Origin of the sequence: Halomonas sp. NyZ770 (assembly GCF_020616575.1) — a bacterium.
In the GTDB taxonomy this organism is placed as follows: domain Bacteria; phylum Pseudomonadota; class Gammaproteobacteria; order Pseudomonadales; family Halomonadaceae; genus Vreelandella; species Vreelandella hamiltonii.
The window spans coordinates 3,514,702-3,539,949 of the sequence record NZ_CP085143.1; the positions used below are offsets into that span (position 1 = coordinate 3,514,702).

Consider the following 25,248-nt stretch of genomic DNA (forward strand, 5'->3'; position numbering starts at 1 on the left):
TCTTTTCGCAAACTACCATTAAAGACGCGCACGAGTAGCTAAAAATTTAAACGTTTCTTGTTACCTGACCACGCCTGATTGGCATGCGGCTTGCTGCATCTTCACATATGCGCCCACCACGCTACGCTGAGTGATAGCTTCCCATCGACGGCCAAACAATAAGTGAGCACCTGTTTATGAACATGCAGATCATCAATGCCCGCCTTCACCAGCGCCCTGGGCTTTATCGGCTGGACATCGAGAACGGCGTCTTCACCGCAATCACCGCTCAGGATGCGCCGCAAACGGCAGGCGAAGGCCAGAGGGATGCGGGCGGCAAACTGCTGTGTGCGCCGTTTATCGAGCCGCATATCCACCTGGATGCGGCCCTGACCGCTGGCGAGCCTCACTGGAACCAGAGCGGCACGCTGTTCGAGGGCATCGAACGCTGGGGGGAGCGTAAGCCGTTGCTCGACGAGGCGGACATTCGGGAGCGCGTACTGAAGACCCTCAACCTGTTGATCGGCAACGGCGTGCAGTTCGTGCGCACCCATGCCGACACCAGCGACCCCAGCCTGGTAGGCCTGAAAACCCTTTGCACACTGCGAGACGAGCTGAAGGACAAAATCGACATTCAGGTGGTGGCCTTTCCACAGGATGGCCTGCTCTCTTACCCTGGCGGCGACAAGCTCATGGAAGAGGCGCTGGAGTTTGGCGCCGATGTGGTAGGCGGCATTCCTCACTTCGAGTACACGCGAGAGTTGGGCGTGGCATCCATGAAGAGCGTCATCGAGCTGGCCATCAAGTACGACCGCCTGGTGGACGTGCACTGCGACGAAATCGATGATCCCAACTCGCGGTTTCTCGAAGTGCTCGCCTGTGAGGCACTGTTTCATGAGCTGGGCAGCCGCGTGACCGCCAGCCACACCACCGCCATGCACTCCTACGACAACGCCTACTGCTCGAAGCTGTTTCTGCTGCTCAAGCGCTCGGGCATCAACTTCATTTCCTGCCCCACCGAGAGCATCCACCTGCAAGGGCGCTTCGACACCTACCCCAAACGGCGCGGCGTAACACGCGTCAAGGAACTCAACGAAGCCGGTATCAACGTCTGTTTTGCCGAAGACTCCATCTTCGACCCCTGGTACTCGCTGGGCAACGGCAAACTGCTGCGAACGCTGGATTTTGGCCTGCATATTTGCCAGATGATGGGCTATCAGGACTTCAGCCAGGCGCTGTCGCTGATCACCGACAACAGCGCCCGCACGCTCAACATCGAGGCACGTTACGGTATCGAGGTGGGCAAACCCGCCAGCTTCAACCTGCTGGATGGAGAAGACGACTACAGCGTGCTACGCAACCAGGGTGACGTACTGCTCTCCGTCCGCCACGGTGACATCATCATGCAGCGGGAGCCCGCACGCATCGTGACGCCACCATGGCTTGGTTAGGGCTTGCGGCATTCGAGCAGGCTCAGCAACCGCAGTCGTTGAGCCCCGAGGCGTCCAGACTGCCGCGCTGCGCCCCGGTTTGCACCGGATGCTGGTCACGTCGCCAAAAGTCCAGACCTCCCAGCAGCTCTTTTACCTGTAGCCCTGCGCTGGCCAGCTTCCAGGCTGCTTTGGTAGAGCCGTTACACCCAATCCCATCGCAATAGGTGATGTAGACGCGCTGCTTATCCAACTCCGCCAAGCGCTCGGGAGTCATTTCCTTGTGAGGAAGGCTGATGGCGCCAGGGATGTGCCCAGCACAGTAGTGTTCGAAGCTACGCGCATCGATCACCACGATGTCGTTGATGCCTGCGGCCAAATCCTGCGCCACGTCCCAGGCATCCGTGTGGTAGCAAAGCTTGTCATGCATGGCCGATGCCATGCGGTCAGGTGGCGCGGGTGGAAATGCCATCACCGCTGACATGGGGGGTGTGGTCATCGTTGCCTCCTTACTTCACATCCAGTAGATAGCCATAAAACGCCGTATTGCGCTGCCAGCCCAGTGACTCGTAAAGCGCCTGGGCGCGCTGATTCTCTACCTGTGTCATGAGGATCAAGCGTGCGACTCCATGCTCCTGGGCCAGCCTGGCGGCGGCTTCCATCAACGCTCTGCCGGTGCCTTGCGTGCGCGACGCTGGCTGCACGAAGAGGTCATTGAGCGTCCACCGAGCATTCAGCCCCACGGTGGAAACACCCGGGTAGAGCTGCACGAACCCCGTCAGTGAGCCATCGCTCGCCTCACTGACGAGAATGTAGGAGTCGCCCAACCCCATCCGCAATTCGAGAAACCTCCGTGCAGCCGGCAAGTCGCTGGGCTGTTGGTAAAATTGGCGATAGCCATCGAGCAGCTCACTCAAGGGAGCCAGGTCATCAAACACCGCTGGACGAATCTGGGTCATGTCATTGCCTCGATAGTCATGGAGTAATGCCCCAGTCTGCCGCTATAGTGGTTCCTTAAAAAGAGCCACTTTGCACCCTTTCAGGAGAACCAGTGAAACAGAGCGCCAGCGACAGTGACTGGATCATCGACGCATTGGCCTTGCGCATGCATCAACACGCAACGCGATCACTCAGTCAGCGGCTATACCATCCGCTCAAGGAATGGGTACGCCAGGGTAAACTCACGGCGGGCCAGCGGCTGCCTTCGTCACGTCACATGTCGGATGCGCTGGGCGTCAGCCGCAATACCGTCCTCGCGGCAACGGACAGGCTGCTGGCCGAGGGGCTGCTGGTGGCACGCCAAGGGGCGGGGCTTTACGTAGCGCAGTTGCCTCGCGTGCTGGATACCGAGACCACACCGCCTCCAAAGGCCGTTCACTACTCTTCCCGCGGGCGCACCCTATTGGCGCTGAGCAAGACGCTCAGCAACGGCTACCGAGCGTTCTCACCCGGCGTACCCGCCCTGGACCTGTTTCCTGAAGCGCAGTGGCAACGGCTTGTGCGCCAGCATCAGCGCAACGCCGATGTGGCGTGGATGGATTATCAGACCGGCGGCGGGCTGGCAGCATTGAAAGTGGCGATCAGCGACTACCTGAGGCTCTCTCGGGCGGTACGCTGCCAGCCTGAACAGGTCATCATCACTCAAGGGGCACAGCAAGCCTTCGAGCTGATCACCCAGCTACTGACCGACCCTGACGACGCGGTCTGGATGGAAGAGCCTGGCTACGGCGGTGCCAAAGCCTGCTTTCTGGCAGCCGGGCTCGATGTCACGCCCGTTCCCGTTGATGCCGATGGGCTCGACCCGGCTCTGGGCGAAAAGAGTGCTCCCGCCCCTCGACTGATCTATACCACCCCCTCCCATCAATACCCCACCGGCGTGACCATGCCCGTCACTCGTCGGTTGGCACTGCTGGACGTCGCCGAACGCTGCGGCGGATGGATCATCGAAGACGATTACGACAGTGAGTTTCGCTATGACACCCCACCGCTCCCATCACTCCAGGGGCTGACCGAACAGGCGCCGGTCATTTATGTGGGCACGTTCAGCAAAGTCCTGTATCCCGGTTTGCGTCTGGGCTATCTGGTCGCCCCGCCTGAACTCGCTCCCGATGTGTGCCGGGCCCAGGCCCGTTTACATCGAGAGGGTCACTACCCACTCCAGTCGGCACTGGCCGCCTTCATGGCCAGTGGTCACTTCACCCGCCACATCACCCGCATGCGGACGGCCTACCGTCACCGCCAAAGCTGTTTACGTGCCGCCCTGGCCCCCGCCGTTGCGGCAGGTTTACGGTTATCGGAGGGGCATGCTGGCATGCACTTGCTGGCCGAGCTGAGCAGTATCGAGGAGGAAACGGCTCTGGTCAGTCATGCTGCCCAGGCGGGCATTACACTGTCGCCACTGTCACATTACTACCTTTCCGCCAACAAGCGATTCGGTTTGGTGCTTGGCTATGCCAGTGCCAACGAACAGACCCTGGCCTGGGCAGGACAGTGGCTGAGCAACGCGTATCTGGCCCATCAAACCCGCACTCCCGACACGCCACTTTCCCGCAATGGTCACAAGACCAACGTATTCTAGGGGGGCACTCTTGTAGTAGTGTAGCGTTCTTTATACGCTCATTTATAAACCTGATAGAAAGGGAACGGCCGTTCCCCATGGGGTCAAGGTGGCTCAATTGCTCTCTTCACACACAGAATCGCGCGCCTCGGTCTACAAGGCCTGGAGCGTGCATGTCTTCACTGCCAGCGGTGTCTTGCTGGGCACCATGGCGCTGTTGGCGCTGATCGATAACAACCCCGTGGCCTGCCTGCTGTGGCTAGGCGCCGCCATGATGGTAGACGGCCTGGACGGCACCCTGGCGCGCAAGTATGAAGTGAAGACCATTCTGCCCCACTTCGATGGCTCCACGCTGGATATGGTGATCGACTATCTCACCTGGGCATTCATCCCGGCGCTGTTCATCTACTTTTTCGTCGAGCTGCCCACCCACTTCGAACTGCTCTCGGTCTTCATCATCCTGCTCTCCTCCATGTTCTGCTTTTGCAACGTGAACATGAAAAGCCAGGACAACTACTTTGTCGGTTTTCCTGCTGCCTGGAACATCATCGCCGCCTACTTCTACATTCTTGATTTTCCGCCGTTTGTCACCTTCGCGATCATTCTGCTCATGGCGGCCCTCACCGTCACCCGCATGAAGTTTCTGCACCCTTTCCGGGTACGGCAATTCATGCCGCTGAACATCACGGTCACGCTGGTGTGGTGTGTCTGCACGACTTCACTGATTCTCTCGAACCCCGCCCATGCCGCCTGGGCCTTGTGGGGCTGGGTGCTGACATCGGTCTATTTCACCGGCATGTGCCTGTGGCGCACCGCTCGGGAATGGTTTGCCTGATCCACTGACCACGGTACACGACTGATGACGAACAGCTTTATCGCCCCGGATGGGCAACCCCGCTGCCAGTGGTGCGCAGGAGCGCCGGAATTCCTGCCGTACCACGACCAGGAGTGGGGGTTTCCGGTCGATAACGACCAGCGCCTGTTCGAAAAACTTTGCCTGGAAAGCTTTCAGTCGGGGCTCAGCTGGCGCACGATCCTCAATAAGCGCGACAACTTTCGCGCCGCTTTTCACCACTTCGATTTTCATCAGGTAGCCCACTTTGGCGAACAGGACGTGGAGCGCTTACTGCAAGACGCGGGCATCATTCGTCACCGTGGAAAAATCGAAGCCACCATCAATAACGCCCAGCGCGCCCAGGAGATGGTCGAGCAGGAAGGGTCGCTGGCGGCGTTCTTCTGGCGCTATGAGCCCAGCGACACCGTGGCCCCTCAATCGCAGACCACCTCGCCAGAATCCATCGCCATGGCGAAGGAGCTGAAAAAACGCGGCTGGAAATTCTTCGGCCCCACCACGGCGTTCGCCTTTATGCAGGCCATGGGGCTGCTCAACGACCACTCGCTCCACTGCATCACACGCGAACAGGTGGAACAGGCGCGCAGGCAGTTTCAGCGCCCGGGCTGACTTGCTACGGTCATCATCGCCTACGCCAGGCGAGTAAAGTCCAATAGGCTTTTCTGGCTCTGTGGCTGCAGCACCGCCTCGACCGCTCGCTGCCAATCCTGCCATGCAAACACGCGATAATTCGGCATCTCTAGCTGGCTCAGCAGCTTCCAGATGGCCAGGAACTGATGCTGCCAGGTGTCTGCAGGCATCCTGGCCAAGCTATCGCGCAGATGAAACCTTCTGTAATGAGCGCGAGGTTTGCCATCCAATTGAACAGCCTGCCCCGTCAATAACCCATAGGCGATAAACATCGCACCAGGCGCCATTGACTGCAGAATGTTCGAGGCCACTGGACCGCCCAAGGCGTCAAAGACCACATCGGACACGCGCGCCACATGGGTGATCTGCGACGTATCCTGAAGGGATAGCGGCCGAATACCCAGCTGTTCGAGGCGGGCGGCTCGGCTCTCGGAGCGGTATACCCCAATGACTTCACGAGCCCCATGCTGGTAGGCCCATGTTCCCAGGTATTCCGCGCAATTCGAACCCGCGCCAGTGAGCAGCACACGCTTGCCCCTGACAGGCCACATTTCCAGCATCGTCAAAGCTGCCAAGGGATTGATGTAGGCCCGTGCTGCCACGGCATCAGGAATGTCATCCGGGACAGGCACGGCAAGCGCAGGGTCACAATCCACAAGCGTCTGCCAAGTGCCTTCACCGCGTAGTGGAAGCACACGTTTTCCGATCAGCGAAGCATACGCTTGAGGTGCCTCCATCACGCGCCCTACGCCTTCGTAGCCCGCAACGGCGGGCAGTGCTATGCGATGCGAGTACGCTCCGTGGATAGGAATCAGGTCAGAGGGATTCACGGGAGCACACAGCATACTGACCCTGAGCTTATTCGCGCTCAGTTCAGGCACCTCAGCCGTTTCCATGTTCAATGTTTCAAGCGGATTACCGAAGGTCCGGTAGGTGAGAGCATGGCGATGCATAAGTACCTCGTAAATGAGGGGCACAGATGAAGTACTCTTCATCCGGCTGAAAGAGCATAATACTCAGAGGCTCAGTCACTTAAAGGCAATGCGTATCCCGACTTGACCGCGTCCATGGCAACCATCGTTGTGAACGAACGCACATTGGGGTGTTCCATCAGTGCTTCGCGGGTAAAATCTTCGTACTCCTGCAGCGTACGGGTCACTACGATCAGCACGAAGTCCATGCTCCCTGTGACGTAATAACATTGCTGCACATTGGGGTGCTCTCGCATCCGCTGCTTAAACTCATCGACATGCTGGTTGCGTTCATACTCGAGATCGACACCGACAATGCAGGTAGTTGGCAAGCCTAATGCTTTAGCATTCAGCCGAGCCTCCTCCTGAATAATAACGCCCCGCGCCCTTAACCGTTTGAGCCGCCGCTGAACTGCTGCCGCCGATAAGCCAACCGCCTGGCCGATACTCTCCCCGGTCACACGCGTATCGTGCTGGTAAATAGCCAAAATCCGACGATCAAAATCATCCAGTTGCTCTGTGGGCCGCTCGCCCGCAGTTTGGTCACTCATTATGCAGTCTCCCCGCAATGGCCGTCAGGATATGCGGCCAGTAAAAAGGCCTTGCCCGTTAAGCTAACTCAACGCAAGCAAAGACTTAACCATACAGGCAGAGACAACACCATGAACCAGGTACGCACGATCCTGACCGAGGGCGACCCACGCTTAAGAGCTACTTCACAGCCAGTAGAAGAAATCACACCCGATATCGCAAAGGTAATTTCCGAACTACATGCCACACTTGTCGATTTCAAAGCACGCACCGGCGTTGGCCGTGCCCTCTCTGCCCCTCAAATAGGCGAACCCTTGCGCATCGTGGCGGTTCAGTTGGGCGGCCGCCCATTTACCTTGATCAACCCAGCCATTGTCTGGCGAAGTCAAGAGACGCGGCCGGTTTGGGACGACTGCATGAGCGTGCCCGGCCATATTGCCAATGTCAGGCGCCACGCCAGTATCAGCCTGACGTACCAAAACGAAAACGGCAAAACCTGCCACTGGCATCACCTTTCAGCGGCATTGGCTGAACTGATCCAGCACGAGGTAGACCACCTGGATGGCCTGCTCATGGTGGATCGTATAGAGCATCCGGAAGATTTACAGCCGATCGCTCGCCACGCCGAGCTAATTGCCCCTCAACGCAGCGAACACCGCATCAAGCTGGAGCATGGGGAACGGGGTACTGTGTATTGCTCTTCGCCAGAGCGAATCGGTTCATCCCCACGCCTGTGGGGAACGGTCAAGCCCCATAATTTTCAGTTTGTCAACGGGCGGTTCATCCCCACGCCTGTGGGGAACGGTAACCTCCAACCGCTCGGCGGTACGTTCCGCCCGGTTCATCCCCACGCCTGTGGGGAACGGCTTGTTGTATTGCTTGAAATTGCGAGCGGGCACGGTTCATCCCCACGCCTGTAGGGAACGGTTGTTCATGTTACCTCCGGTGGTTAATTCACCCGGTTCATCCCCACGCCTGTAGGGAACGGCCATACCCGCAACGTCGGGATGATTTGGAAGACGGTTCATCCCCACGCCTGTAGGGAACGGCTGACGCTCCCTCCATTGATCATATTCGTTATCGGTTCATCCCCACGCCTGTAGGGAACGGCTGACGGAGTTCGTCAAAACAGGCAAGCTCAGCGGTTCATCCCCACGCCTGTAGGGAACGGACCAGCACCTGGATGATGCGGCTGACGCCATACGGTTCATCCCCACGCCTGTAGGGAACGGGCTCACCTACAGCAGCCTGACCCAGCACGTAGCGGTTCATCCCCACGCCTGTAGGGAACGGGAGCCCAATAAGTGGGATATGTCTCGTATGGACGGTTCATCCCCACGCCTGTAGGGAACGGCTTCGGCGCGATCCAGTCGATGGCCAGCAGCTCGGTTCATCCCCACGCCTGTAGGGAACGGATTACCTGATTGGCGTCGGGGAGGACGCGGAGCGGTTCATCCCCACGCCTGTAGGGAACGGCACGGACTTTCGGAGTCACCTGGTCCCCAGCCCGGTTCATCCCCACGCCTGTAGGGAACGGGGACGCACGCTTGATGAAAGCGCTCGCCAGGCCGGTTCATCCCCACGCCTGTAGGGAACGGGCTCGCCCAGATACGGCGGCACGCGTGAATGGCGGTTCATCCCCACGCCTGTAGGGAACGGGGTTATGAACGTGCCGTAGCCATCCGCGATTACGGTTCATCCCCACGCCTGTAGGGAACGGCAATAACGACCCCGATAGCCACGGTACCAAGCAGGTTCATCCCCACGCCTGTAGGGAACGGTGGTGTTCAGGGTGGTATCTCTTCCGGCTTTCCGGTTCATCCCCACGCCTGTAGGGAACGGTGCTGGCGACATGGTCGCAGACTGAACTCAGCCGGTTCATCCCCACGCCTGTAGGGAACGGGGTGATTGCCCGTTGTTCTGCCGTTTGAGCGGCGGTTCATCCCCACGCCTGTAGGGAACGGTATAACGGCCCCCTCTGGTCTCTCCTATATTGCGGTTCATCCCCACGCCTGTAGGGAACGGGCCCTGGGCGCGGCAGCTGCGGCGGCTGGCGGCGGTTCATCCCCACGCCTGTAGGGAACGGGTTGTGAATCGTAGCCTTGACATATTATTTCCCCGGTTCATCCCCACGCCTGTAGGGAACGGGGCGCAACTGCCCGCTACTGCCGCTAACCGCTCGGTTCATCCCCACGCCTGTAGGGAACGGAGTGCTAACCTCGATTGCGTAACGGGTCACGCCGGTTCATCCCCACGCCTGTAGGGAACGGGTGTGCTGGGCAGAGAGCCATTTCTCCATGAGCGGTTCATCCCCACGCCTGTAGGGAACGGTTGCAGGATGCCATTTCTGATTATGTTTATGACGGTTCATCCCCACGCCTGTAGGGAACGGGCCGCCATCATGGTGCCGGCCACGTTAGCGGCCGGTTCATCCCCACGCCTGTAGGGAACGGTAGACAAAGCACTCAGGCGGCTTGATACCAAACGGTTCATCCCCACGCCTGTAGGGAACGGGCACCGATGGCTAAGGCCACGCCGATTGACAACGGTTCATCCCCACGCCTGTAGGGAACGGTTCGTCCGCTATCTCTTGGGTGCGGGCCTGCGCGGTTCATCCCCACGCCTGTAGGGAACGGTAAAAAAGGCGCTGTAAATAAGGGTAAAACGACGGTTCATCCCCACGCCTGTAGGGAACGGGGCACCCACTCACCACGCAGGTTCAGCTCGCGCGGTTCATCCCCACGCCTGTAGGGAACGGCAGGACCAGACCCCGATCATGCGCGCCAATATCGGTTCATCCCCACGCCTGTAGGGAACGGCAGCAACGTTCATGCTGCACCCCCGAAGTAGTCGGTTCATCCCCACGCCTGTAGGGAACGGACCTGAGTGCAGTATCAATGATAGACAAAGCACGGTTCATCCCCACGCCTGTAGGGAACGGGTTAGTGGTCATAATCTTTCTACTATTGGTTTTGGTTCATCCCCACGCCTGTAGGGAACGGACACGCCCTCAGTGCCCAAAAAGGAGGGATTGCGGTTCATCCCCACGCCTGTAGGGAACGGAGCTGCGAACAATGCAACATAAGACTCTAACGCGGTTCATCCCCACGCCTGTAGGGAACGGGCCAAAGTGGTTATCCGAGACTTTGGAATGTGCGGTTCATCCCCACGCCTGTAGGGAACGGGTTTGCATCAACATAGGAGAACCATGAAGGGGCGGTTCATCCCCACGCCTGTAGGGAACGGGTTCTAAGCGGTAATCTTCTAATGCCTGCTTTCGGTTCATCCCCACGCCTGTAGGGAACGGCCTGACACGGCAACCGCTTCAAAGCGCATTTCCGGTTCATCCCCACGCCTGTAGGGAACGGTCAACGCGCATCGTCTTCCCGGTCACCATGTGCGGTTCATCCCCACGCCTGTAGGGAACGGTGCTGTATATGAATCCATGGGGTAAACTCCTGCGGTTCATCCCCACGCCTGTAGGGAACGGTCTAACTGTAGATAATTGATCTAAAAAAGAAAAATCGACAGCAGAAATTCCACCAACGATTTTGCTTATTTTTTGTACAAACTGCATTTTTAAAGATCTAGGATTATCAGCTACTTAGCTTCGGCGGGCAGAAAGCGTACCAGACGCAACCCATCGTGATCCCAAGGCTCACGCCGATTAGCACCATAGGTCTGGAACTCGAAGCCGGACTCATGGTTGCTGGCCCAGGCCATGACGACATTGCCATCCTCGGCCAGGACGTTGACATGTTCCCAGATCATTTCTCGAATCCGCTTACTGACATCGCCCACATACACGCCAGCGCGAATCTCCAGTAGCCAGACGGCCAGCCGCCCGCGTAATCGAGGTGGCACGGCTTCGGTGACAACGACGAGCATGGCCATCTCATTGACTCCTATGGCCGCTATCGCCCACCGACGGCGGTTCGGGGATGGCGGGCGGTACGGCGTCAGCTGGCGGTGGTGGCGGTTCGATCTCGCCCGCCGCCAGCACCTCTTCGATCATGGGGATGATGCGTTGCAGTAGCAGGGTCTGCTTGAAGGCATCGCGGCAGGCAATGCGCACCTCGCGCTCCGGCATTGGCGGGTTCTTCGCGGCGATGCGAAACGCTGCCGGAACGACGGTCTCGAATTTGACGATATCGGCGATGTCGTAGACGAAGCTCAGCGGCTTACCGGTATGCAGAAACCCGATGGCCGGCGCGTATCCGGCGGCCAGAATCGCCGCCTCGGTAATACCGTAGAGGCACGCCGTGGCTGCCGAAAGACACTGGTTGGCCACGTCCGAGGCATCCCACTGCTTCGGGTCGTAGCGTCGCCCCTGCCATTTCAAACCATACTGCTTGGCCAGTACCTGGTAGGTCTTGCGCACGCGTGCTCCCTCGATCCCGCGGAGTTGTTCGACGCTGCGCCGTGAGGGCGGCGCTTCACCAAAGCGCAGCTCGAACATCTTGCGCACGACCTTGAGCCGCAAATTCTCATCCAGCGCTAGCTGGGCCTGATAGAGCAGCTTATCGGAGCGCGCCCCACCGGGCTGCCCTGCACTGTAGAGCCGCACCCCGGCATCGCCCACCCAGATCAATAACGTACCTACCACGGAGGCCAGCTTGACCGCGGCATGTGAGACTCGCGTGCCCGGTTCCAGCAACAAACACGCCACCGAGCCCACAGGAATGTGCATGCGTTCGCCGTTGACCTCGTCGATCACGACAAAGGCACCGTCGCGCACGTCGATCTGGCCCATGCCGACGAAGATCATCGACATGCGGTCCTTGATCGGGATGGGTTTGAGGGGGATGAAGCTCATGGTATTTTCATCATCTTGGAGAAATACTTAGCAGACCGAGCCCGAAAGCCTTGCCGGGGCCGATTCCCTTTTTGATCGCATTTTTTAAAAGGGCTGGATCAGTAGCGGTTAGCACACCTTCAAACCACGCCTGCCGCAAACGAATGTCACCTTGCCGAACATCAAGCATTTCTGTCGCCATCACCAGCGCTGTCTCCACATCAAAGCCCGCCTGGGCAGCCTGCCGCGCCAGCCACTGACACTGCAGTTCTTCACTGGCAAGCCCGACTCTTTTTCCAGCTTGCGTCACCGTAGGGTTGGCAAACAGCCTGAATCGATACTTCCCTCTCGCTGTCAGAATTCGATCAACATCGATATTTTTAGACTCTACCTGTGCTTTCAGATAGCCCGGACACCCGAATCCTGAACAGTCAGGCTGAACAAGCGACTGAACAACAATGATGGGATCCTGCCGACCCGAATCGGGCTCCAGTCGCCACAAAAAACGCGGTGGCTCATCATCAGGATCGTTCACGAAGGCTCGTACTAGCGACCGATGCATCTCGTAAGCATCGGCCAGATCCCGCCTGACGCTTGCATTGCGCCGGTCAAGCGTGAGTCGAGTGAGATACATCGTCACCCCCTGGCGTCAGTTGCAACGTCTTGACGAAACGAGGGCCAAATCGGCGCTCGGAGAATGGTGCTATCGGTTGATCGACCCGAACGGTGCCTTCATTATCATCTTCGATGACAACGCGTCGCTGCTGCATTTCCTGACACGTATCGTCCTCGGTGAGCAGCACTGACGATCCCAGCACCTCCAAAAGGCTACCATCACGCAAACCATCCGGCATGAATACCGGGCGAGACGGTACAAAACTCTTGCGGCCCAGCGACAATGGCCAGTACGGCGCCCGTAGGGCCTTATGGATATGAGCCAGTAGTTCGCGCTCACCTTCGAGCGCGACGAGGAAAGCAGCATCCGACAGGTAGTAGCGCTGGCTGACGACGGTGCGATTGGCGTCAGCCTTGCCGGATGAGGCGACCACTCCCGTAGCGGTTTGATAGTCGCGCATAGGGATACCTTCGCGATCGACACGTACCCCCATGCGCAAGGCCGCGAGATCGGAGACAGACTCTGCCCGATCGCGGCCAAGTGCGGCGCAAACCAGGCCGATAACACCGGACTTAGAGGGTTCTAGCTGCGTATCTCGCTCGTCGAATCGGCTGGTCGTCCCCCATGATTGCATGGGACCAGCCAAGCACATCAGCAATGTCGCCACGTCTATGCCTCCAGCGCGTCATCTGCGAGTTCGCGCACGCGCTGGGCGAGTCGACTGAGATTGGGCTGCGCTTCGCCCCGGTTCTTGTCAGGCCATTGGCCGGTGAGATCCAGATAGAGCCACTGGTCTTGACCGTCGCTGTAAACGGCAGACAGCTTTTCATCGGCCTTGTGCAAGCGTTCGACCGATTGCTCGGTCAACGATATACGCAGATCGGCGACAACCGGCTTCTCGAAGGCGTTGGCCAGGCTCATGGGGGCGATGTGGCGCAGAGTTACACCGATAAAATCCGGCGCGTTATGGGCCGCGAACGTGTTTTGCTTGCCGCTGGGCACGGCGCGCACGAACGCGGTCGCGAATGCTTCGACGGCCGATAGGGCAAGCTCTCGATCCTGCTGGAGATTATCGAATAGCTTGTAGAGGTCGAGCACTGCATAGCGATAGAAGGTCGCCGAGTTGAACTCGATCTGACCGATCATATCGGCGCCAGTATTGTCATCCGGCGCACGATCATCTACTGCAGTGTAATAGTCGAATTCCCGCTCGACCCGATGGGTGCTGATCGCGTGCGCCACTTGGCACGCTGCATCCTGATTCACGGCTGGCAAATCAGCGAGCATACGTCCGAACAGGGCAATGTCCACCGCCTTGCCACCATCGAGCAACGCCTTAGCCTTTTTAGTGACTTCCGGCGGGGCCGAGGCCTTGCGTTGTTTCTTGTTTGCCGTTGCATCGACGTCGGCCAGTTCGTCCCAATATTGGTCGACCAATTCCGCGAACCCGGCAATCTCCTTCTCACCGAGAAACAAAAGATATTCGGTCTTTTCCTTGTCTTTCTTTGACGAACTCAAACCGGCTGCTGCCAAGGCGCTCTCGATCTTACCGGCCGATTCTTCAGGATCGCGGTCGGCCAAACGCTCCACCAGCAGCCGCTTGAGCCGCTTGGTGCGAATGCCGCGATGAGCTTCGTCGATGAGATCATATTCTGCCGCCGCCAAGCGTGTGGCCCGCTTGAAGCATTGACTGCTCACCCGCGCACGACGATGGCCGCCAAAGATCGCGTCCTTGGGCGCCCCCGTATCGTCGCGGTTGAGATTGGACGGTGCGAAGTTCTGGATGATGTGAAACTCGAGGAATGCACGCATGTTCAGGCCCCCTGCTCTTGTGTTATTTCGGATTGGTTATTGTGTTCGTCTTTACGCGGGATCCAGTAGAAATCCCGTGCCCAGCGCTGGCGGCACCGATCGAGGCGTGCCACGTTCGGCGTGCGTGCCAACCAGACTTCCATATCCTTGATAAGAAGCGCTGGGTCGTAGCCGATTTGGGTATCGCGAAGCAACGCCACCACCTGGCGTAGATGATCGGCGATGGTGTCGCCCGATGCACCAAGCACCGCAATGAAACGACGCTCAACGCTTTCTGCGTCATTTTTCTCCTGCGCGGCCAACCGGTTAAGCGCGAAAGCCAAGGTACAATCCGGCTCGTATTCTGAATGGGCCGCGAAAAGGCCTGCCACGAGGTAGCGCGCACGCCGTCTCGGGTCACCGCTTTCCCAGGCAGGATCAATGAAAGGCTCAATCCAGGGGAATACCGCTGGATCTTCACCAGGCGGCAGCGTCAGGCTTCGGCGCAGACGAGCCAGTCCCGGGGATTCATTCTTAGCAAGCATCAGCAGGTGCTGCTTTAGCGCGTCGGGCTCATTTTGCAGGGCCTGATCCGCTAACGCCGTGCGGTAAAACTCGCGGCCCCAACGCTGGCGCATAGCTTGCCACCGATACTCTTCCTTGAGGGGATCAAGCCACAACGCGATATCCGCTATGAGCTGAACGTAATCAAACCCGTAGCCATCTGCCGCGAGCAGCGTCGTGGCTTGGCGCAGACGTGCCGCGATCTGCTGTTCATCGGCTTGCAGCAGGGCAATGAAACGCTGCTCTATGCTGGGGTTTTGCCGGGTACGCCATAGCGTGCCAAACGCCTCGGCAATCGTGGCGCCTGCCTGTTCCGGGTGGCTCGCATATAAACCGGCAGTGAGATACAGCGCCAGTCGATACGGATCGTCCACGTCGCGTTCCGCGCCTGCAAAACGCTCGACAATCGCCACCGCTTTTGGATCTTCGCCGATCGGCTGAGCCAAGCTATGGCGCAGGCGGGCAATGGCTCCGGGATTATTTGCATACAGGGTTTCGAGATAACCGACGAATTTGCCGGCATGGGAGGTCATGGCTTTTCTCCTGCGGCGAAGCCTGCCTTGGTCGAGTATTTGCTGAGCAGACCCAGCAGCCGCGGATAGTGCCGGGCTTCTGCACGCAGCCCGCGGGGCGTACTACCCAATCCCACGACTACATCGCGCCAGGCACGTTGGGCCGCGTCACACAGCGTATCGTTCCAGTTAGCGGTCGCGGCTTCGAATTCGTCCGCGGCGAGCTGCGCCATTAAGATGGGTAAAGCTCGCTCGGCCGACGCGAAATATGTGGGCGCTAGTGGCCCGGCCGCCAGAAGACTTTGAGCTCGGGCCTTTGTCTCCTTGTTGTCCGGATCCGGCATGCTGTCGGCGAGCATCCCGCGCGCCACCGCTCGCAGCGTGTAGTAGAGTGCTTCGGCATCTGCCACTTTCTCTTGGAGGGTCTCGGAGCGGTCGAGATCGACCATCAGATTGGCTGGCAGCACGATCTGCTCCATACGCCAGCGCAGCAGCTTGGCCTGATCACTCGCAAGTCCGGCCACCAATAGCGGCTGATAACGGTTCGAGCCGGGTCCGAGTGCTTGATGCAGGCTTGCGGCATACGCGATGACCGCAGCCGGACGCCGGTTTTCGGTTTCGGTCTCAGGCCCGGGTACAAGCACGGGTAGATCGCGCCATGTCGCGCGCCCTTCCGTAAAGCTAATGCGTACGAGCCCGTTTTGACCGGATCGAAAACTAGCCATCGGGTCGGGCTGGGTCTCGCTATCGCCCAGAGCCAGTCCAGCCCCGAAACGCAGCCAGCGAATATTGCCGTTCTCCTCACGCTTGAACAGCACGGCACGGCTCTGGCGCGTGTAGCGATCATTCGGCCCGGTGGCAAATACCGGCTCACCGACAAGTTGTTTTTCCGTGAGCGGTTCGAGCTCCCAACTGGGCAGATCCGGTTCAGCATTCGAGCGTCGTTCATCCGGATGGAGACTCAGCGCGATCGTCTCCGCCAGCGTCTGGCCCAAGGGAACCACCGCGGCGGTATTGGCCAGCGCCCCGGCTTTGTCCGAACCACGAAACACCTTGACCAGCCCGCCGGGCGTGAATTGCAGAAACCCGAGCAGCTTGTTCAACGCTTGGGCCGGGGTGAGCTCTGCTGGCTCGCTGTCATAGGCGTGGTCGAATACCACGGGCGTATTGCCGGTGGCACTTGCCAAGGATATTTGCGCTACGCTTTTGAGTTTATCGCGGGTCGGCCCGGCCGTATCCAGAACGGCCGCCTGCATGAACGGATGGGTATCGTGAAATAGCCAGAAGCGGTCGTGCCACTGCTCAAGATAGGTGCGTATCGCATCAACGGGCAGGCCGTCTCGGTACCATGCAGCCCGCTCGGACTCTCGCCAGCGTCCTTGCGCCGTGGAGATGGCGCGATGGGTAATCGCCAGCAGCAACCGGTATTGCGCCACGACACTCGGCGGCGCGGTATCCGCCAGCGCGACGATCTCCCGACTACGCTCGAACGTTTCGAGCAGCCCCATTGAGGTAACCGTTCCGTCTGCAAGACAGACAGACAACCAGGGTTCTCGGAGCAGGTCATAGGCCGGAACAGAAAGTTCAGCGCCCACCCGAATGCTATCGCTCGTGTCTGTCATGTACTCCCCCGCACTGAAACGCCCCAGACGACTTAACTATTTCCAAGAATAGGTTTTTATATAAATTCAACCAAGAAAATATACGTCCCCCGACGATTGGCTTATAGTCGAGCACTCTGCCCAAGCAGAGATGAACCGAATAGTCCTTTTGCCTATGCGCGAATTGCTAAACCTCCCCACACACGTGGGGTCGACGAGGGGAGGAACTTCCTCCCCTCACTTTTCACCCGCTTCATAAACGAGCCCCAGATCCGGATCGAGATAAAGCGACTGTTCACCCAGTTCACAGCGGCCCTCGGCCATGGGCATGGGGTGTAGATGCCGCAATAAAGGATGATCGGCGAATACCACAGGCAGCTCGGTCTGCTTGCAATGCAGTACGACCGCCTTGCGCGATACGCGCAGCTGTCGGGCATAGAGGCGGCGAGCAACATCGTCGGACGGTATTTGCGCCGGATCGATAACGATGCCGTCGACCGTCCACGCGCCGTCGATCACATTGATCGGCACCAGACTCACCGACTCTGGCCCCAGCCGGGTCACATTACGCATGCCCTCTTCATCATCACCGCCATAGGGCTTGTTCTGGTAGGCCCGGGCTGGCTCATCCTCCGGGTCGAGCGATATATCGGTCGCTTGTTGACGCTTGCCCTTTTCGACGCCCAAACGAGCACCGTAGCACTCGATTTCGATGAAATCGCGGGTCTGTGCGTTAATCGAGGTCGGCAATTCTGGAAAGCTGTAGACATGCTGCACGAGCGTATCGATATCGGCTGGTAGCTGCAGCATTTGCAGCTCGCGTAGACAGGCCCACGTATGCCCCAGTACGTACGGGTCATACACATACTCCCAAGCGGTGGCCTTGAATGACGGCAAATGGTCGTAATGCAACCCTGCAATCCAGAAGCGTGCCTGCCTGTGCGCGGTCGGTCGCTCCCGCTTATGACGGTGCATGCGGCCGACTCGCTGCAAAAGCAGGTCGATAGGGGCGAGATCGCTCAGCATGAAATCGAAGTCCAGATCGAGCGACTGTTCCGCGACTTGGGTCGCAATCAACAACCCCTTTCGTGGTCGCGTCCCATCCTCGAGTTTTCCCGATTCGCCAAAAAGTTCGAGTACACGCTTTTCGATTTCCGAACGCTGGTCCGAAGGAAATCGTGCATGAAACAGGACTATTTCGATGCTGTTGGTGCTTGCGTACGACTCCAGTAAACGGAATAGTTGCTGAGCACGATCAACGGTATTGACGATCACCGCGCCACAACCATCCTCTTCGAGCAACGCGACCGCTTGGTCCTTGATCGCCTCCAACGACTCATCGAGGCCATGCAGAGTAATGGGACCCTGCGGCCGACTTTCGAACGTCTCACAGCGAATCGAAGAGGCATCGATCTTCGTCAGGCGCGGGTAATCGGTTTCTGGCACTTCGTGTGGATCGGCGCCCCAGGCACGCACCAATTGATCAAGCTTGTCTTTTGGCAGGGTAGCGCTCATAAGGACGACTGAGCTCCCCATGGCCTTGAGCCAACGCACAAGAGCCTCGATCAACACGCTGGTATAGGTGTCATAGGCATGCACTTCATCAAGCACGACCACTCGGTTTGCCAATCCCCACAGCCGCACGAAATGGTGTTTGGCATTGAGCACGCCGAGCAGTGCTTGATCAACTGTACCCACACCGTACGGCGCCAGCAATGGCCGACGCCGCTGGGAAAACCAGACCGAGGCCGAGATACTCTCTTGCTTATCATGCGCGATACCGCGCAAATGTTGTAGCTGCTCGCTCATAGCCGCACCACCATGAACGAGTTTTACGGCCGTAGTGTCGTCAAAGGCGTGAAGAAACTTTTGGGTACGGTCGAAAAGCGCATTACCGGTCGCCTGTGTGGGCAAGGCGACATAGAGTCCGCGATGCGCGTTAGCAGCCTGCAAACGAAGATAAGCCAGGTAAGCCAACTCGGTTTTGCCCTCACCCATCGGCGCCTCGACGAGCAGCAAGGTAGGCCCGCACGCGTCTTGAAGCAGCGCCTCACCGACTTGCTGCAACGGGCGCGGCGCCGTCGGCTCGCCGCGAATACGGCCAAGCAGGGCATCCGTCGTGAAAGGATTGGTCAAAATCTGGCGAAACCGTGGCCAACCGGCATTTTCCAGTGCATCCACAGCGAGCGAGCGTGCATGATCGTAATACTCCTGCAGATCGTCACGGCGCTCGCCAAGCGCGAACCACTCCACGTTGGATGCAATCCAATCTGCGGTACTGGTCAAACCGGCCAGCCAATTCACCGCTACAAGATCCAGATCCTCGTGGCTCGGACACCCTTGAGGATTCAGGATCTGCCAGTACACATCGAGTATCTCGCGACGCGCTCGTGCCCAATCGGGAGGCTCGCCTAGAGGCCGCCCACGGCCTGTCTCGTCTGCGCGAAAATGACGACCATGATGGGCAGCGATCGCCTGCACAACCGCAAGCACCCACCCCCACGGAGCCTTTGTCAGCTCGCTGAGCGGCTCTACTAGAAGGGCTGCAGTGGCCAGTGAATGATTGTTACGCGCTTCTGCTCGGCCAAGGAAAATAAGACCGGCAGCCTGAGCACGTGCATGGCCTAACGGCCACTTGAGTACGAAGCCCGGGATGGCCTTGCCAAAATCGTGCAATCCGGCAATGGCAGCAATCCAACGAATAGCGCCTTCGCGCGGTAATCCAAGCGCGTGACTCGCCCAATCCAGGCTTTTTTGTGGCTCACGTTCGAGCAAGGTTTCCACCACTGCAGCCACGTCCAGCATGTGCGCTAAAAGATTATGCCCTCCCCCCTCGATAGCGCTTTTTGACCATAGGCTCCGCGCAGCTTTTGACAGGCTGGAAAAACTATCTACCAACATGATATGCCCATCCCCTTGCTACGCTTCGGCTGATTTGACGCTCAAAGGCATCGCCTTGCGGCGTTGCCATGCCGTCGAGCGAGAGTTTAAGTACCTCCTGAAAGGCTCGGGAGAACTTGCCCAGGTCGTGAAGCCCCAATAAAAAAACCATCAGCCGTCGTAATGACTCGGTCTCAATACTCAGACGCGCAGCCAGCTGTTGGGTCAAAGGGCGCTCAGGGGCCAGCAGGTGCCAGCCAACGGCCGCTACATCCAGGCTATGCCAAGCAAGCAAATGACAGGCATCCTCTGACTGTCGCGGTAGGGCCTTGCCAGCATAACGATGATAGGCCGGTAGGCGTGGGGGTCTGCTCGGCATGATCAAAATGTTCTCCCTTCATCTGGATGGCTACCACATCCACCTGGTTACCAACGCAGAGCATTGGCGACTCCACCGACAGCCATATCAGCTCATTAAAATTAGCCATCTCACCAAAACTGACGATAGCGTGTCTAGAGGTCGAAAGAAAGGTCCAAAACGACCGGTGATGGAACGCATTGCGTCATCATAAAAAAACCCCGCGCTCGGTAGAGTGCGGGGTTTCCATTCGGACTGTGGCTTCAGCCTCGCTATATAAATACGTCTTTCGCTTCGAGCCAGCCTGTTCGTTACGCGTGGTTCAGCTTTTCCAATGCCGCCGAGGCAATGAACGCAGAACGACTTTTAATACCGTGGGTGGTCACGTATTGGTCGATCTGACGAATGACGTGACCTGGCAGCGTCACATTCACCTTTTCGGTTTTGCCGAGGTAGGGCGTGATATCAATATCAATAATCCCCCAGCCGCACCCTTCAAATTCTGGATTTTGGCGATGCTCCGCAATGCTGCGCGGCATGGGAATATCTTTATTCTCGTTGGCTAATTCTTCCAACTGGATATGAGCCACTTCCACTGCCATTTCATAAGCATGTTCGGTCGTGTCACCCGCTGTCACAGCACCGGGAATGTCCGGAATGACGATACCGGTGGCGGTGTGTTCATCGCCCCATTCGATAGCAACCGGATATTGCATGAGTTACCTCCTGAACGGCCGAGCTACCTGAGCCCCGCAAGTTTTCTGATATTGTGGATGGTGCCCTTAGGCAAATCCTTTTTCGGATGAGGCACGGGCACACTGCCGAGCTTGGTAGGGTGCTTGAATACGTGATGGCTCCCACTAACACGATCTAGATACCATCCATCAGCTTCCATCTCCTTGATGACATCCTTGCTTTTCACCCTTCCTCCTTGTTCTTTTGGTCAATTAAAAAATAACCCCAGAGTTATAAATTTGCAAGAATTCATACCTCCAGACGCACTTCTAGCTCCACACCAGCCTTAGATATGAATATTCAGTCGATGATCCTGGAGGCACTAGCCTGATCGCCGTCCACAGTGTATTCCTATGTTTACAATGGACCACTTCAGCCAGAAAACGCTCCCTTCAACTTGGTTCATCCCCGCGCCTGCGGGGAACGGGTTTATCTTCTAACTCTATTTCTCGTCTCGAACGGTTCATCCCCGCGCCTGCGGGGAACGGACCGTCGTGCGCCATACCCATTAGCGACATCCCGGTTCATCCCCGCGCCTGCGGGGAACGGGACTCCGAGCGGTAGCTGCCCAATGGAGCTGCTGGTTCATCCCCGCGCCTGCGGGGAACGGACGTAGTGCCCTTGCCTTTCTTGGCCTCAACACGGTTCATCCCCGCGCCTGCGGGGAACGGCAACGCCCCGGCCTACCTATTGACGCCTGACCCGGTTCATCCCCGCGCCTGCGGGGAACGGGCGGCACCTCCAGCACTCGCGGGCTTTCGCAGCGGTTCATCCCCGCGCCTGCGGGGAACGGTCTCGAGCCTGGGCAGCGGTATAAACACCATACGGTTCATCCCCGCGCCTGCGGGGAACGGCGCAAAGCGGTTGTTTCCAACCGTTGTATGATCGGTTCATCCCCGCGCCTGCGGGGAACGGGTGGTGGTCAGCTACCGGCTACCCAGCGGCACCGGTTCATCCCCGCGCCTGCGGGGAACGGCTTCCTGTTGGTAGCGAAGTCGCCCGCATGGACGGTTCATCCCCGCGCCTGCGGGGAACGGGCCTGGCCAGCCGCTTCGGCCGCGTAGTTGACCGGTTCATCCCCGCGCCTGCGGGGAACGGGATGTAGCGGTTTGCCGCCTGGGTTGCTCGTGCGGTTCATCCCCGCGCCTGCGGGGAACGGCATCCCGTCACGGCTGGAATCGTCACACGCTGCGGTTCATCCCCGCGCCTGCGGGGAACGGGATTAACGCCCTATGCCCGCTCGGAGTTCGAGCGGTTCATCCCCGCGCCTGCGGGGAACGGGCATCGGCAACGGTGCGGCGACAGGCGTATACACGGTTCATCCCCGCGCCTGCGGGGAACGGTGAATCTCGATGCGCCGGTTGTTTTTCTCCGCCGGTTCATCCCCGCGCCTGCGGGGAACGGTCATTCTGTCTCATCCGGCCGGCGCTCATCGCCGGTTCATCCCCGCGCCTGCGGGGAACGGGTCTGCAATGTCTGCTGTCGGTGCTGCTGTAACGGTTCATCCCCGCGCCTGCGGGGAACGGATGGCGACTACCGGGGTCCACGGCAGCTCTATCGGTTCATCCCCGCGCCTGCGGGGAACGGGCGGTAGTAGGTGTTGTACTTGATGCCGATCTCGGTTCATCCCCGCGCCTGCGGGGAACGGACCGTCGCGCTCAATCAGCGAGAACTCGTTGCCGGTTCATCCCCGCGCCTGCGGGGAACGGGGCTTGCTTCTCTGTAGTCGCGCCACAGTAGACGGTTCATCCCCGCGCCTGCGGGGAACGGGGCCCGTAGCGCGCTGACCCCGAGGGCATTCTCGGTTCATCCCCGCGCCTGCGGGGAACGGATGCGTGCCCAGCATTTGGCTACATCCGAATGCGGTTCATCCCCGCGCCTGCGGGGAACGGTTACGGCGTTCTTCCTGCTCGGCCTTCATGCGCGGTTCATCCCCGCGCCTGCGGGGAACGGTCACACCAAGCACGGAAGGGGCTGGCGAGCAGCGGTTCATCCCCACGCCTGCGGGGAACGGTTAGCCGAGGCCTCCGATTCGTTTCATGCCAACGGTTCATCCCCGCGCCTGCGGGGAACGGTATCGGCGTCTACCAAGGCACCGCGTCCACCACGGTTCATCCCCGCGCCTGCGGGGAACGGCCAGCGAGAAACAATACCGGAGAGCGTAGCCGCGGTTCATCCCCGCGCCTGCGGGGAACGGGCCCGGCTGGCCTCCATCAGAGCGTGTTTGTCTGGTTCATCCCCGCGCCTGCGGGGAACGGTTCTGGCGGATCGCGGCTGACGCCTGACTGTCCGGTTCATCCCCGCGCCTGCGGGGAACGGTCACCCAATACTAATTCAATATCAGCAACGTCCGGTTCATCCCCGCGCCTGCGGGGAACGGGCCCCAGCAGGCGCTGTTGAGGCATGGGTGTACGGTTCATCCCCGCGCCTGCGGGGAACGGCTATAATTTAGGCGTTATCCGTCAAGAAATTACGGTTCATCCCCGCGCCTGCGGGGAACGGCAAGGCGACCAGACCGCTGAAGAGTACCGCGGCGGTTCATCCCCGCGCCTGCGGGGAACGGCATGGAGTACATGCGCGGTCTGCGGGACAACGCGGTTCATCCCCGCGCCTGCGGGGAACGGACTAATTGTAGATGGCTGTTCTGCAAGATAAAAATGTTCAGTAGAAAGTTCACCAGCGGTTTAGATCGATTTTTGACCAGAACAATATTATTAAAGAACAGTAAAATCAGTATGTTGCAGAAACCTATAAAAATCGCACCAAGCCTCGCGCAATCGTATACGTATGCAGCGTTTTCAAGAAGTGAGGTCTCTCTTATGGCATTCGCATTCACTCATGGGAGACGACTCGTGCAGGGCGCTATTGGATGTGCTTACTGACTGATTCTGTCGTTTTTATACGAGCGACGCCTGCGCCTCCTCCACCATCTCAGTGGCAAGCTCACCTACCGTTCGCACCGCGTCTTCGATGGCGGGGGTGAGCGTAAACGCATAGTTCAGCCGCAGGCACTGGCGGAACTTGCCGGAGGCGGAGAACAGCGAGCCCGGCGCCACGTGGATGGCATGCTGCGCCAGACGCTGATTGAGCTTCACGCAATCCACCGCGGCGGGTAACTCTACCCAGAGCAGGAAGCTGCCCTGGGGGTAGCTGATGCCCGAACCAGGCGGGAAGTAGCGCTGCACCCAACCGATCATGACGTCTCGCTGGCGCTGGTATTGCCGGGTCACGTGGCGCAGGTGCCGCTCGTAATGCCCTTTGGCAACGAACTCCGCCACGGCCAGTTGGGGCAGCGTGGCTGAAGCACCGGTGGAGACGTACTTCATATGCAGCGCCTGATCGCGATAACGCCCCGGCGCCAGCCAGCCCACCCGTAGCCCCGGCCCCACCGTTTTGGAAAAGCCGCTGCACAACATCACGCGGCCATCGTCATCGAAGGATTTCACGGTGCGCGGTCTTGGCAGGCTAAAGGACAAGTCACCGTAAATATCGTCTTCGATAATCGCCACATCGAAACGCTGGGCAAGCTGAAACAGCGCCCGCTTGCGATCCTCCGGCATGGTGTACCCCAACGGGTTATTGTAGGTGGGCGTGACCTGTATGGCGCGGATCGGCCACTGCTCCAACGCCAGCTCCAGCGCCTCAAGGCTGATGCCCGTTTGCGGATCAGTGGGGATTTCCAATGCCTTCAGACCATTGGCTTTCAAAATCTGCATGGTGCCGTAAAAACTGGGCGAGTCGACGGCCACCACATCGCCGGGCTGTGTCAGCGTGCGCAAGGCAATAGCCAGCGCTTCCTGACAGCCCGTGGTGATCAGCAGATCATCTGGATGCAGCAGGCAGCCAGACGCGACCGCGAGCCTGGCGACTTGCTGGCGCAGCTCGGGACTGCCGCTCAGCTTGTCATAGTTGAAACCATGCAGATCATTGCGACGGTGAAGACCCGCCAAGATTCTGGAGAGCGGGCGCAGCGTCTCGTACTCCAGGTTAGGCACTCCCCGCCCCAACAGCAGCCGCTGATCATCGCGCTGGGTAGCCACGAGCTCCAGCACCTGATCCCATTGAGAGATGTCCAGCGGCCGCTGGGCAGGCCGCGACATGGACGGCAGCACCGAGGGTGCTCGGCTCGGCAGCACGAAGTAACCCGACTTGGGCCGCGACTCGATCAACGCCACATCCATCAGTTGCCGGTAGGCTTCCTGGGCCGTCGAGATACTCACGTCCAGCTCCTGGCACACCGCTCGAATGGAGGGCAGGCGGTCGCCCACACGGTAGATACCGTGCTCGATACGCTCGCGCAGGATAGCGGCGATTTCTTCATAGCGCGTCATGACAATTCCCTTCTTATAGCCCACCCCACCATACAGATAACGTACCCAACTGCCATACAGAGGTATAACACGCCCATCTGTATCTTAAAAATAAAAAAACCTATGTCTGTATCA

At 58.9% G+C, this 25,248-nt stretch carries 20 protein-coding genes, 1 pseudogene and 2 CRISPR repeat arrays; of the genes and pseudogenes, 5 read left to right on the forward strand and 16 right to left on the reverse strand.

Features of this window, described 5'->3' with window-relative positions; genetic code table 11:
* The first annotated feature begins 176 nt into the window (after window positions 1-176).
* A complete protein-coding gene (gene codA, locus LG409_RS16215; RefSeq protein WP_227407138.1) occupies window positions 177-1,430 on the forward strand; it encodes a cytosine deaminase in 1,254 nt (417 codons plus the stop codon).
* A 22-nt stretch (window positions 1,431-1,452) separates the two neighbouring features.
* Here codA and LG409_RS16220 read toward each other — a convergent pair whose 3' ends face one another.
* Window positions 1,453-1,908 carry a rhodanese-like domain-containing protein gene (locus LG409_RS16220; RefSeq protein WP_227407139.1) on the reverse strand — a complete coding sequence of 152 codons (456 nt, stop codon included), beginning with the start codon at window positions 1,906-1,908 and terminating at the stop codon, window positions 1,453-1,455.
* Between the two features lie 10 nt (window positions 1,909-1,918).
* On the reverse strand, window positions 1,919-2,368 hold the full coding sequence (locus LG409_RS16225) for a GNAT family N-acetyltransferase (protein WP_039175123.1): 450 nt from the start codon (window positions 2,366-2,368) through the stop codon (window positions 1,919-1,921).
* A gap of 146 nt (window positions 2,369-2,514) precedes the next feature.
* Here LG409_RS16225 and pdxR point away from each other — a divergent pair, with 146 nt between their 5' ends.
* The 3 genes from pdxR to LG409_RS16240 all read left to right on the forward strand — a co-directional run bounded on the left by pdxR (window position 2,515) and on the right by LG409_RS16240 (window position 5,428).
* Complete coding sequence (gene pdxR, locus LG409_RS16230) at window positions 2,515-3,987, forward strand: MocR-like pyridoxine biosynthesis transcription factor PdxR (protein WP_227408138.1); 1,473 nt, start codon at window positions 2,515-2,517, stop codon at window positions 3,985-3,987.
* A gap of 97 nt (window positions 3,988-4,084) precedes the next feature.
* Window positions 4,085-4,801, forward strand: coding sequence for a phosphatidylcholine synthase (gene pcsA, locus LG409_RS16235; protein WP_422822524.1), 717 nt, complete (start codon window positions 4,085-4,087; stop codon window positions 4,799-4,801).
* A 24-nt stretch (window positions 4,802-4,825) separates the two neighbouring features.
* On the forward strand, window positions 4,826-5,428 hold the full coding sequence (locus tag LG409_RS16240) for a DNA-3-methyladenine glycosylase I (protein ID WP_227407140.1): 603 nt from the start codon (window positions 4,826-4,828) through the stop codon (window positions 5,426-5,428).
* 20 nt (window positions 5,429-5,448) lie between these two features.
* Here LG409_RS16240 and LG409_RS16245 read toward each other — a convergent pair whose 3' ends face one another.
* Window positions 5,449-6,402 carry a zinc-dependent alcohol dehydrogenase family protein gene (locus tag LG409_RS16245; protein ID WP_227407141.1) on the reverse strand — a complete coding sequence of 318 codons (954 nt, stop codon included), beginning with the start codon at window positions 6,400-6,402 and terminating at the stop codon, window positions 5,449-5,451.
* Window positions 6,403-6,473: 71 nt separating this feature from the next.
* On the reverse strand, window positions 6,474-6,971 hold the full coding sequence (locus LG409_RS16250; RefSeq protein ID WP_227407142.1) for an Lrp/AsnC family transcriptional regulator: 498 nt from the start codon (window positions 6,969-6,971) through the stop codon (window positions 6,474-6,476).
* Window positions 6,972-7,082: 111 nt separating this feature from the next.
* On the opposite strand from LG409_RS16250, the pseudogene LG409_RS18740 reads away from it, so the two are divergent.
* A pseudogene (locus LG409_RS18740) lies at window positions 7,083-7,487 on the forward strand (peptide deformylase); the annotation flags it as partial.
* A 179-nt stretch (window positions 7,488-7,666) separates the two neighbouring features.
* A CRISPR array of direct repeats spans window positions 7,667-10,441; the repeat unit is 29 nt; unit sequence CGGTTCATCCCCACGCCTGTAGGGAACGG.
* 110 nt (window positions 10,442-10,551) lie between these two features.
* Here LG409_RS18740 and cas2e read toward each other — a convergent pair.
* The 12 genes from cas2e to LG409_RS16315 all read right to left on the reverse strand — a co-directional run bounded on the left by cas2e (window position 10,552) and on the right by LG409_RS16315 (window position 25,134).
* Window positions 10,552-10,845, reverse strand: coding sequence for a type I-E CRISPR-associated endoribonuclease Cas2e (gene cas2e / locus LG409_RS16260; RefSeq protein ID WP_081138738.1), 294 nt, complete (start codon window positions 10,843-10,845; stop codon window positions 10,552-10,554).
* Window position 10,846: 1 nt separating this feature from the next.
* Window positions 10,847-11,767 (reverse strand): type I-E CRISPR-associated endonuclease Cas1e, encoded by a 921-nt coding sequence (gene cas1e, locus LG409_RS16265; protein ID WP_227407143.1) that lies wholly within the window; start codon window positions 11,765-11,767, stop codon window positions 10,847-10,849.
* A 10-nt stretch (window positions 11,768-11,777) separates the two neighbouring features.
* Window positions 11,778-12,380, reverse strand: a complete 603-nt coding sequence (gene cas6e, locus LG409_RS16270; RefSeq protein ID WP_227407144.1) for a type I-E CRISPR-associated protein Cas6/Cse3/CasE — start codon at window positions 12,378-12,380, stop codon at window positions 11,778-11,780.
* Entirely contained in the window at window positions 12,355-13,029 is a 675-nt protein-coding gene (cas5e, locus tag LG409_RS16275) for a type I-E CRISPR-associated protein Cas5/CasD (protein ID WP_227407145.1), read from the reverse strand. Before cas5e ends, cas6e begins: the two co-directional genes overlap by 26 nt.
* A 2-nt stretch (window positions 13,030-13,031) precedes the next feature.
* Complete coding sequence (cas7e, locus tag LG409_RS16280; RefSeq protein WP_227407146.1) at window positions 13,032-14,174, reverse strand: type I-E CRISPR-associated protein Cas7/Cse4/CasC; 1,143 nt, start codon at window positions 14,172-14,174, stop codon at window positions 13,032-13,034.
* Between the two features lie 2 nt (window positions 14,175-14,176).
* On the reverse strand, window positions 14,177-15,250 hold the full coding sequence (gene casB / locus LG409_RS16285) for a type I-E CRISPR-associated protein Cse2/CasB (protein WP_227407147.1): 1,074 nt from the start codon (window positions 15,248-15,250) through the stop codon (window positions 14,177-14,179).
* Window positions 15,247-16,851, reverse strand: coding sequence for a type I-E CRISPR-associated protein Cse1/CasA (casA, locus tag LG409_RS16290; protein ID WP_227407148.1), 1,605 nt, complete (start codon window positions 16,849-16,851; stop codon window positions 15,247-15,249). Before casA ends, casB begins: the two co-directional genes overlap by 4 nt.
* 216 nt (window positions 16,852-17,067) lie before the next feature.
* Window positions 17,068-19,731: a CRISPR-associated helicase Cas3' gene (gene cas3, locus LG409_RS16295; RefSeq protein WP_227407149.1), complete on the reverse strand. Its 2,664-nt coding sequence runs from the start codon at window positions 19,729-19,731 to the stop codon at window positions 17,068-17,070.
* Window positions 19,718-20,089, reverse strand: a complete 372-nt coding sequence (locus LG409_RS16300) for a CRISPR-associated endonuclease Cas3'' (protein ID WP_227408139.1) — start codon at window positions 20,087-20,089, stop codon at window positions 19,718-19,720. Before LG409_RS16300 ends, cas3 begins: the two co-directional genes overlap by 14 nt.
* A 290-nt stretch (window positions 20,090-20,379) precedes the next feature.
* Entirely contained in the window at window positions 20,380-20,784 is a 405-nt protein-coding gene (locus tag LG409_RS16305) for a type II toxin-antitoxin system HicB family antitoxin (protein ID WP_081138748.1), read from the reverse strand.
* Between the two features lie 23 nt (window positions 20,785-20,807).
* Window positions 20,808-20,990: a type II toxin-antitoxin system HicA family toxin gene (locus tag LG409_RS16310; protein ID WP_081138750.1), complete on the reverse strand. Its 183-nt coding sequence runs from the start codon at window positions 20,988-20,990 to the stop codon at window positions 20,808-20,810.
* A gap of 211 nt (window positions 20,991-21,201) precedes the next feature.
* Window positions 21,202-23,427: direct repeats of the CRISPR family, unit length 29 nt; unit sequence CGGTTCATCCCCGCGCCTGCGGGGAACGG.
* A gap of 273 nt (window positions 23,428-23,700) precedes the next feature.
* A complete protein-coding gene (locus tag LG409_RS16315) occupies window positions 23,701-25,134 on the reverse strand; it encodes an aminotransferase-like domain-containing protein (protein WP_227407150.1) in 1,434 nt (477 codons plus the stop codon).
* Between the last annotated feature and the right edge of the window lie 114 nt (window positions 25,135-25,248).

Coding starts and splice junctions, on each gene's coding strand:
- codA (WP_227407138.1), top strand. CDS start 177: ATGAACATGCAGATCATCAATGCCCGCCTTCACCAGCGCCCTGGGCTT.
- LG409_RS16220 (WP_227407139.1), bottom strand. CDS start 1,908: ATGACCACACCCCCCATGTCAGCGGTGATGGCATTTCCACCCGCGCCA.
- LG409_RS16225 (WP_039175123.1), bottom strand. CDS start 2,368: ATGACCCAGATTCGTCCAGCGGTGTTTGATGACCTGGCTCCCTTGAGT.
- pdxR (WP_227408138.1), top strand. CDS start 2,515: ATGCATCAACACGCAACGCGATCACTCAGTCAGCGGCTATACCATCCG.
- LG409_RS16240 (WP_227407140.1), top strand. CDS start 4,826: ATGACGAACAGCTTTATCGCCCCGGATGGGCAACCCCGCTGCCAGTGG.
- LG409_RS16245 (WP_227407141.1), bottom strand. CDS start 6,402: ATGCATCGCCATGCTCTCACCTACCGGACCTTCGGTAATCCGCTTGAA.
- LG409_RS16250 (WP_227407142.1), bottom strand. CDS start 6,971: ATGAGTGACCAAACTGCGGGCGAGCGGCCCACAGAGCAACTGGATGAT.
- cas2e (WP_081138738.1), bottom strand. CDS start 10,845: ATGGCCATGCTCGTCGTTGTCACCGAAGCCGTGCCACCTCGATTACGC.
- cas1e (WP_227407143.1), bottom strand. CDS start 11,767: ATGAGCTTCATCCCCCTCAAACCCATCCCGATCAAGGACCGCATGTCG.
- cas6e (WP_227407144.1), bottom strand. CDS start 12,380: ATGTATCTCACTCGACTCACGCTTGACCGGCGCAATGCAAGCGTCAGG.
- cas7e (WP_227407146.1), bottom strand. CDS start 14,174: ATGCGTGCATTCCTCGAGTTTCACATCATCCAGAACTTCGCACCGTCC.
- casB (WP_227407147.1), bottom strand. CDS start 15,250: ATGACCTCCCATGCCGGCAAATTCGTCGGTTATCTCGAAACCCTGTAT.
- casA (WP_227407148.1), bottom strand. CDS start 16,851: ATGACAGACACGAGCGATAGCATTCGGGTGGGCGCTGAACTTTCTGTT.
- cas3 (WP_227407149.1), bottom strand. CDS start 19,731: ATGTTGGTAGATAGTTTTTCCAGCCTGTCAAAAGCTGCGCGGAGCCTA.
- LG409_RS16300 (WP_227408139.1), bottom strand. CDS start 20,089: ATGCCGAGCAGACCCCCACGCCTACCGGCCTATCATCGTTATGCTGGC.
- LG409_RS16305 (WP_081138748.1), bottom strand. CDS start 20,784: ATGCAATATCCGGTTGCTATCGAATGGGGCGATGAACACACCGCCACC.
- LG409_RS16315 (WP_227407150.1), bottom strand. CDS start 25,134: ATGACGCGCTATGAAGAAATCGCCGCTATCCTGCGCGAGCGTATCGAG.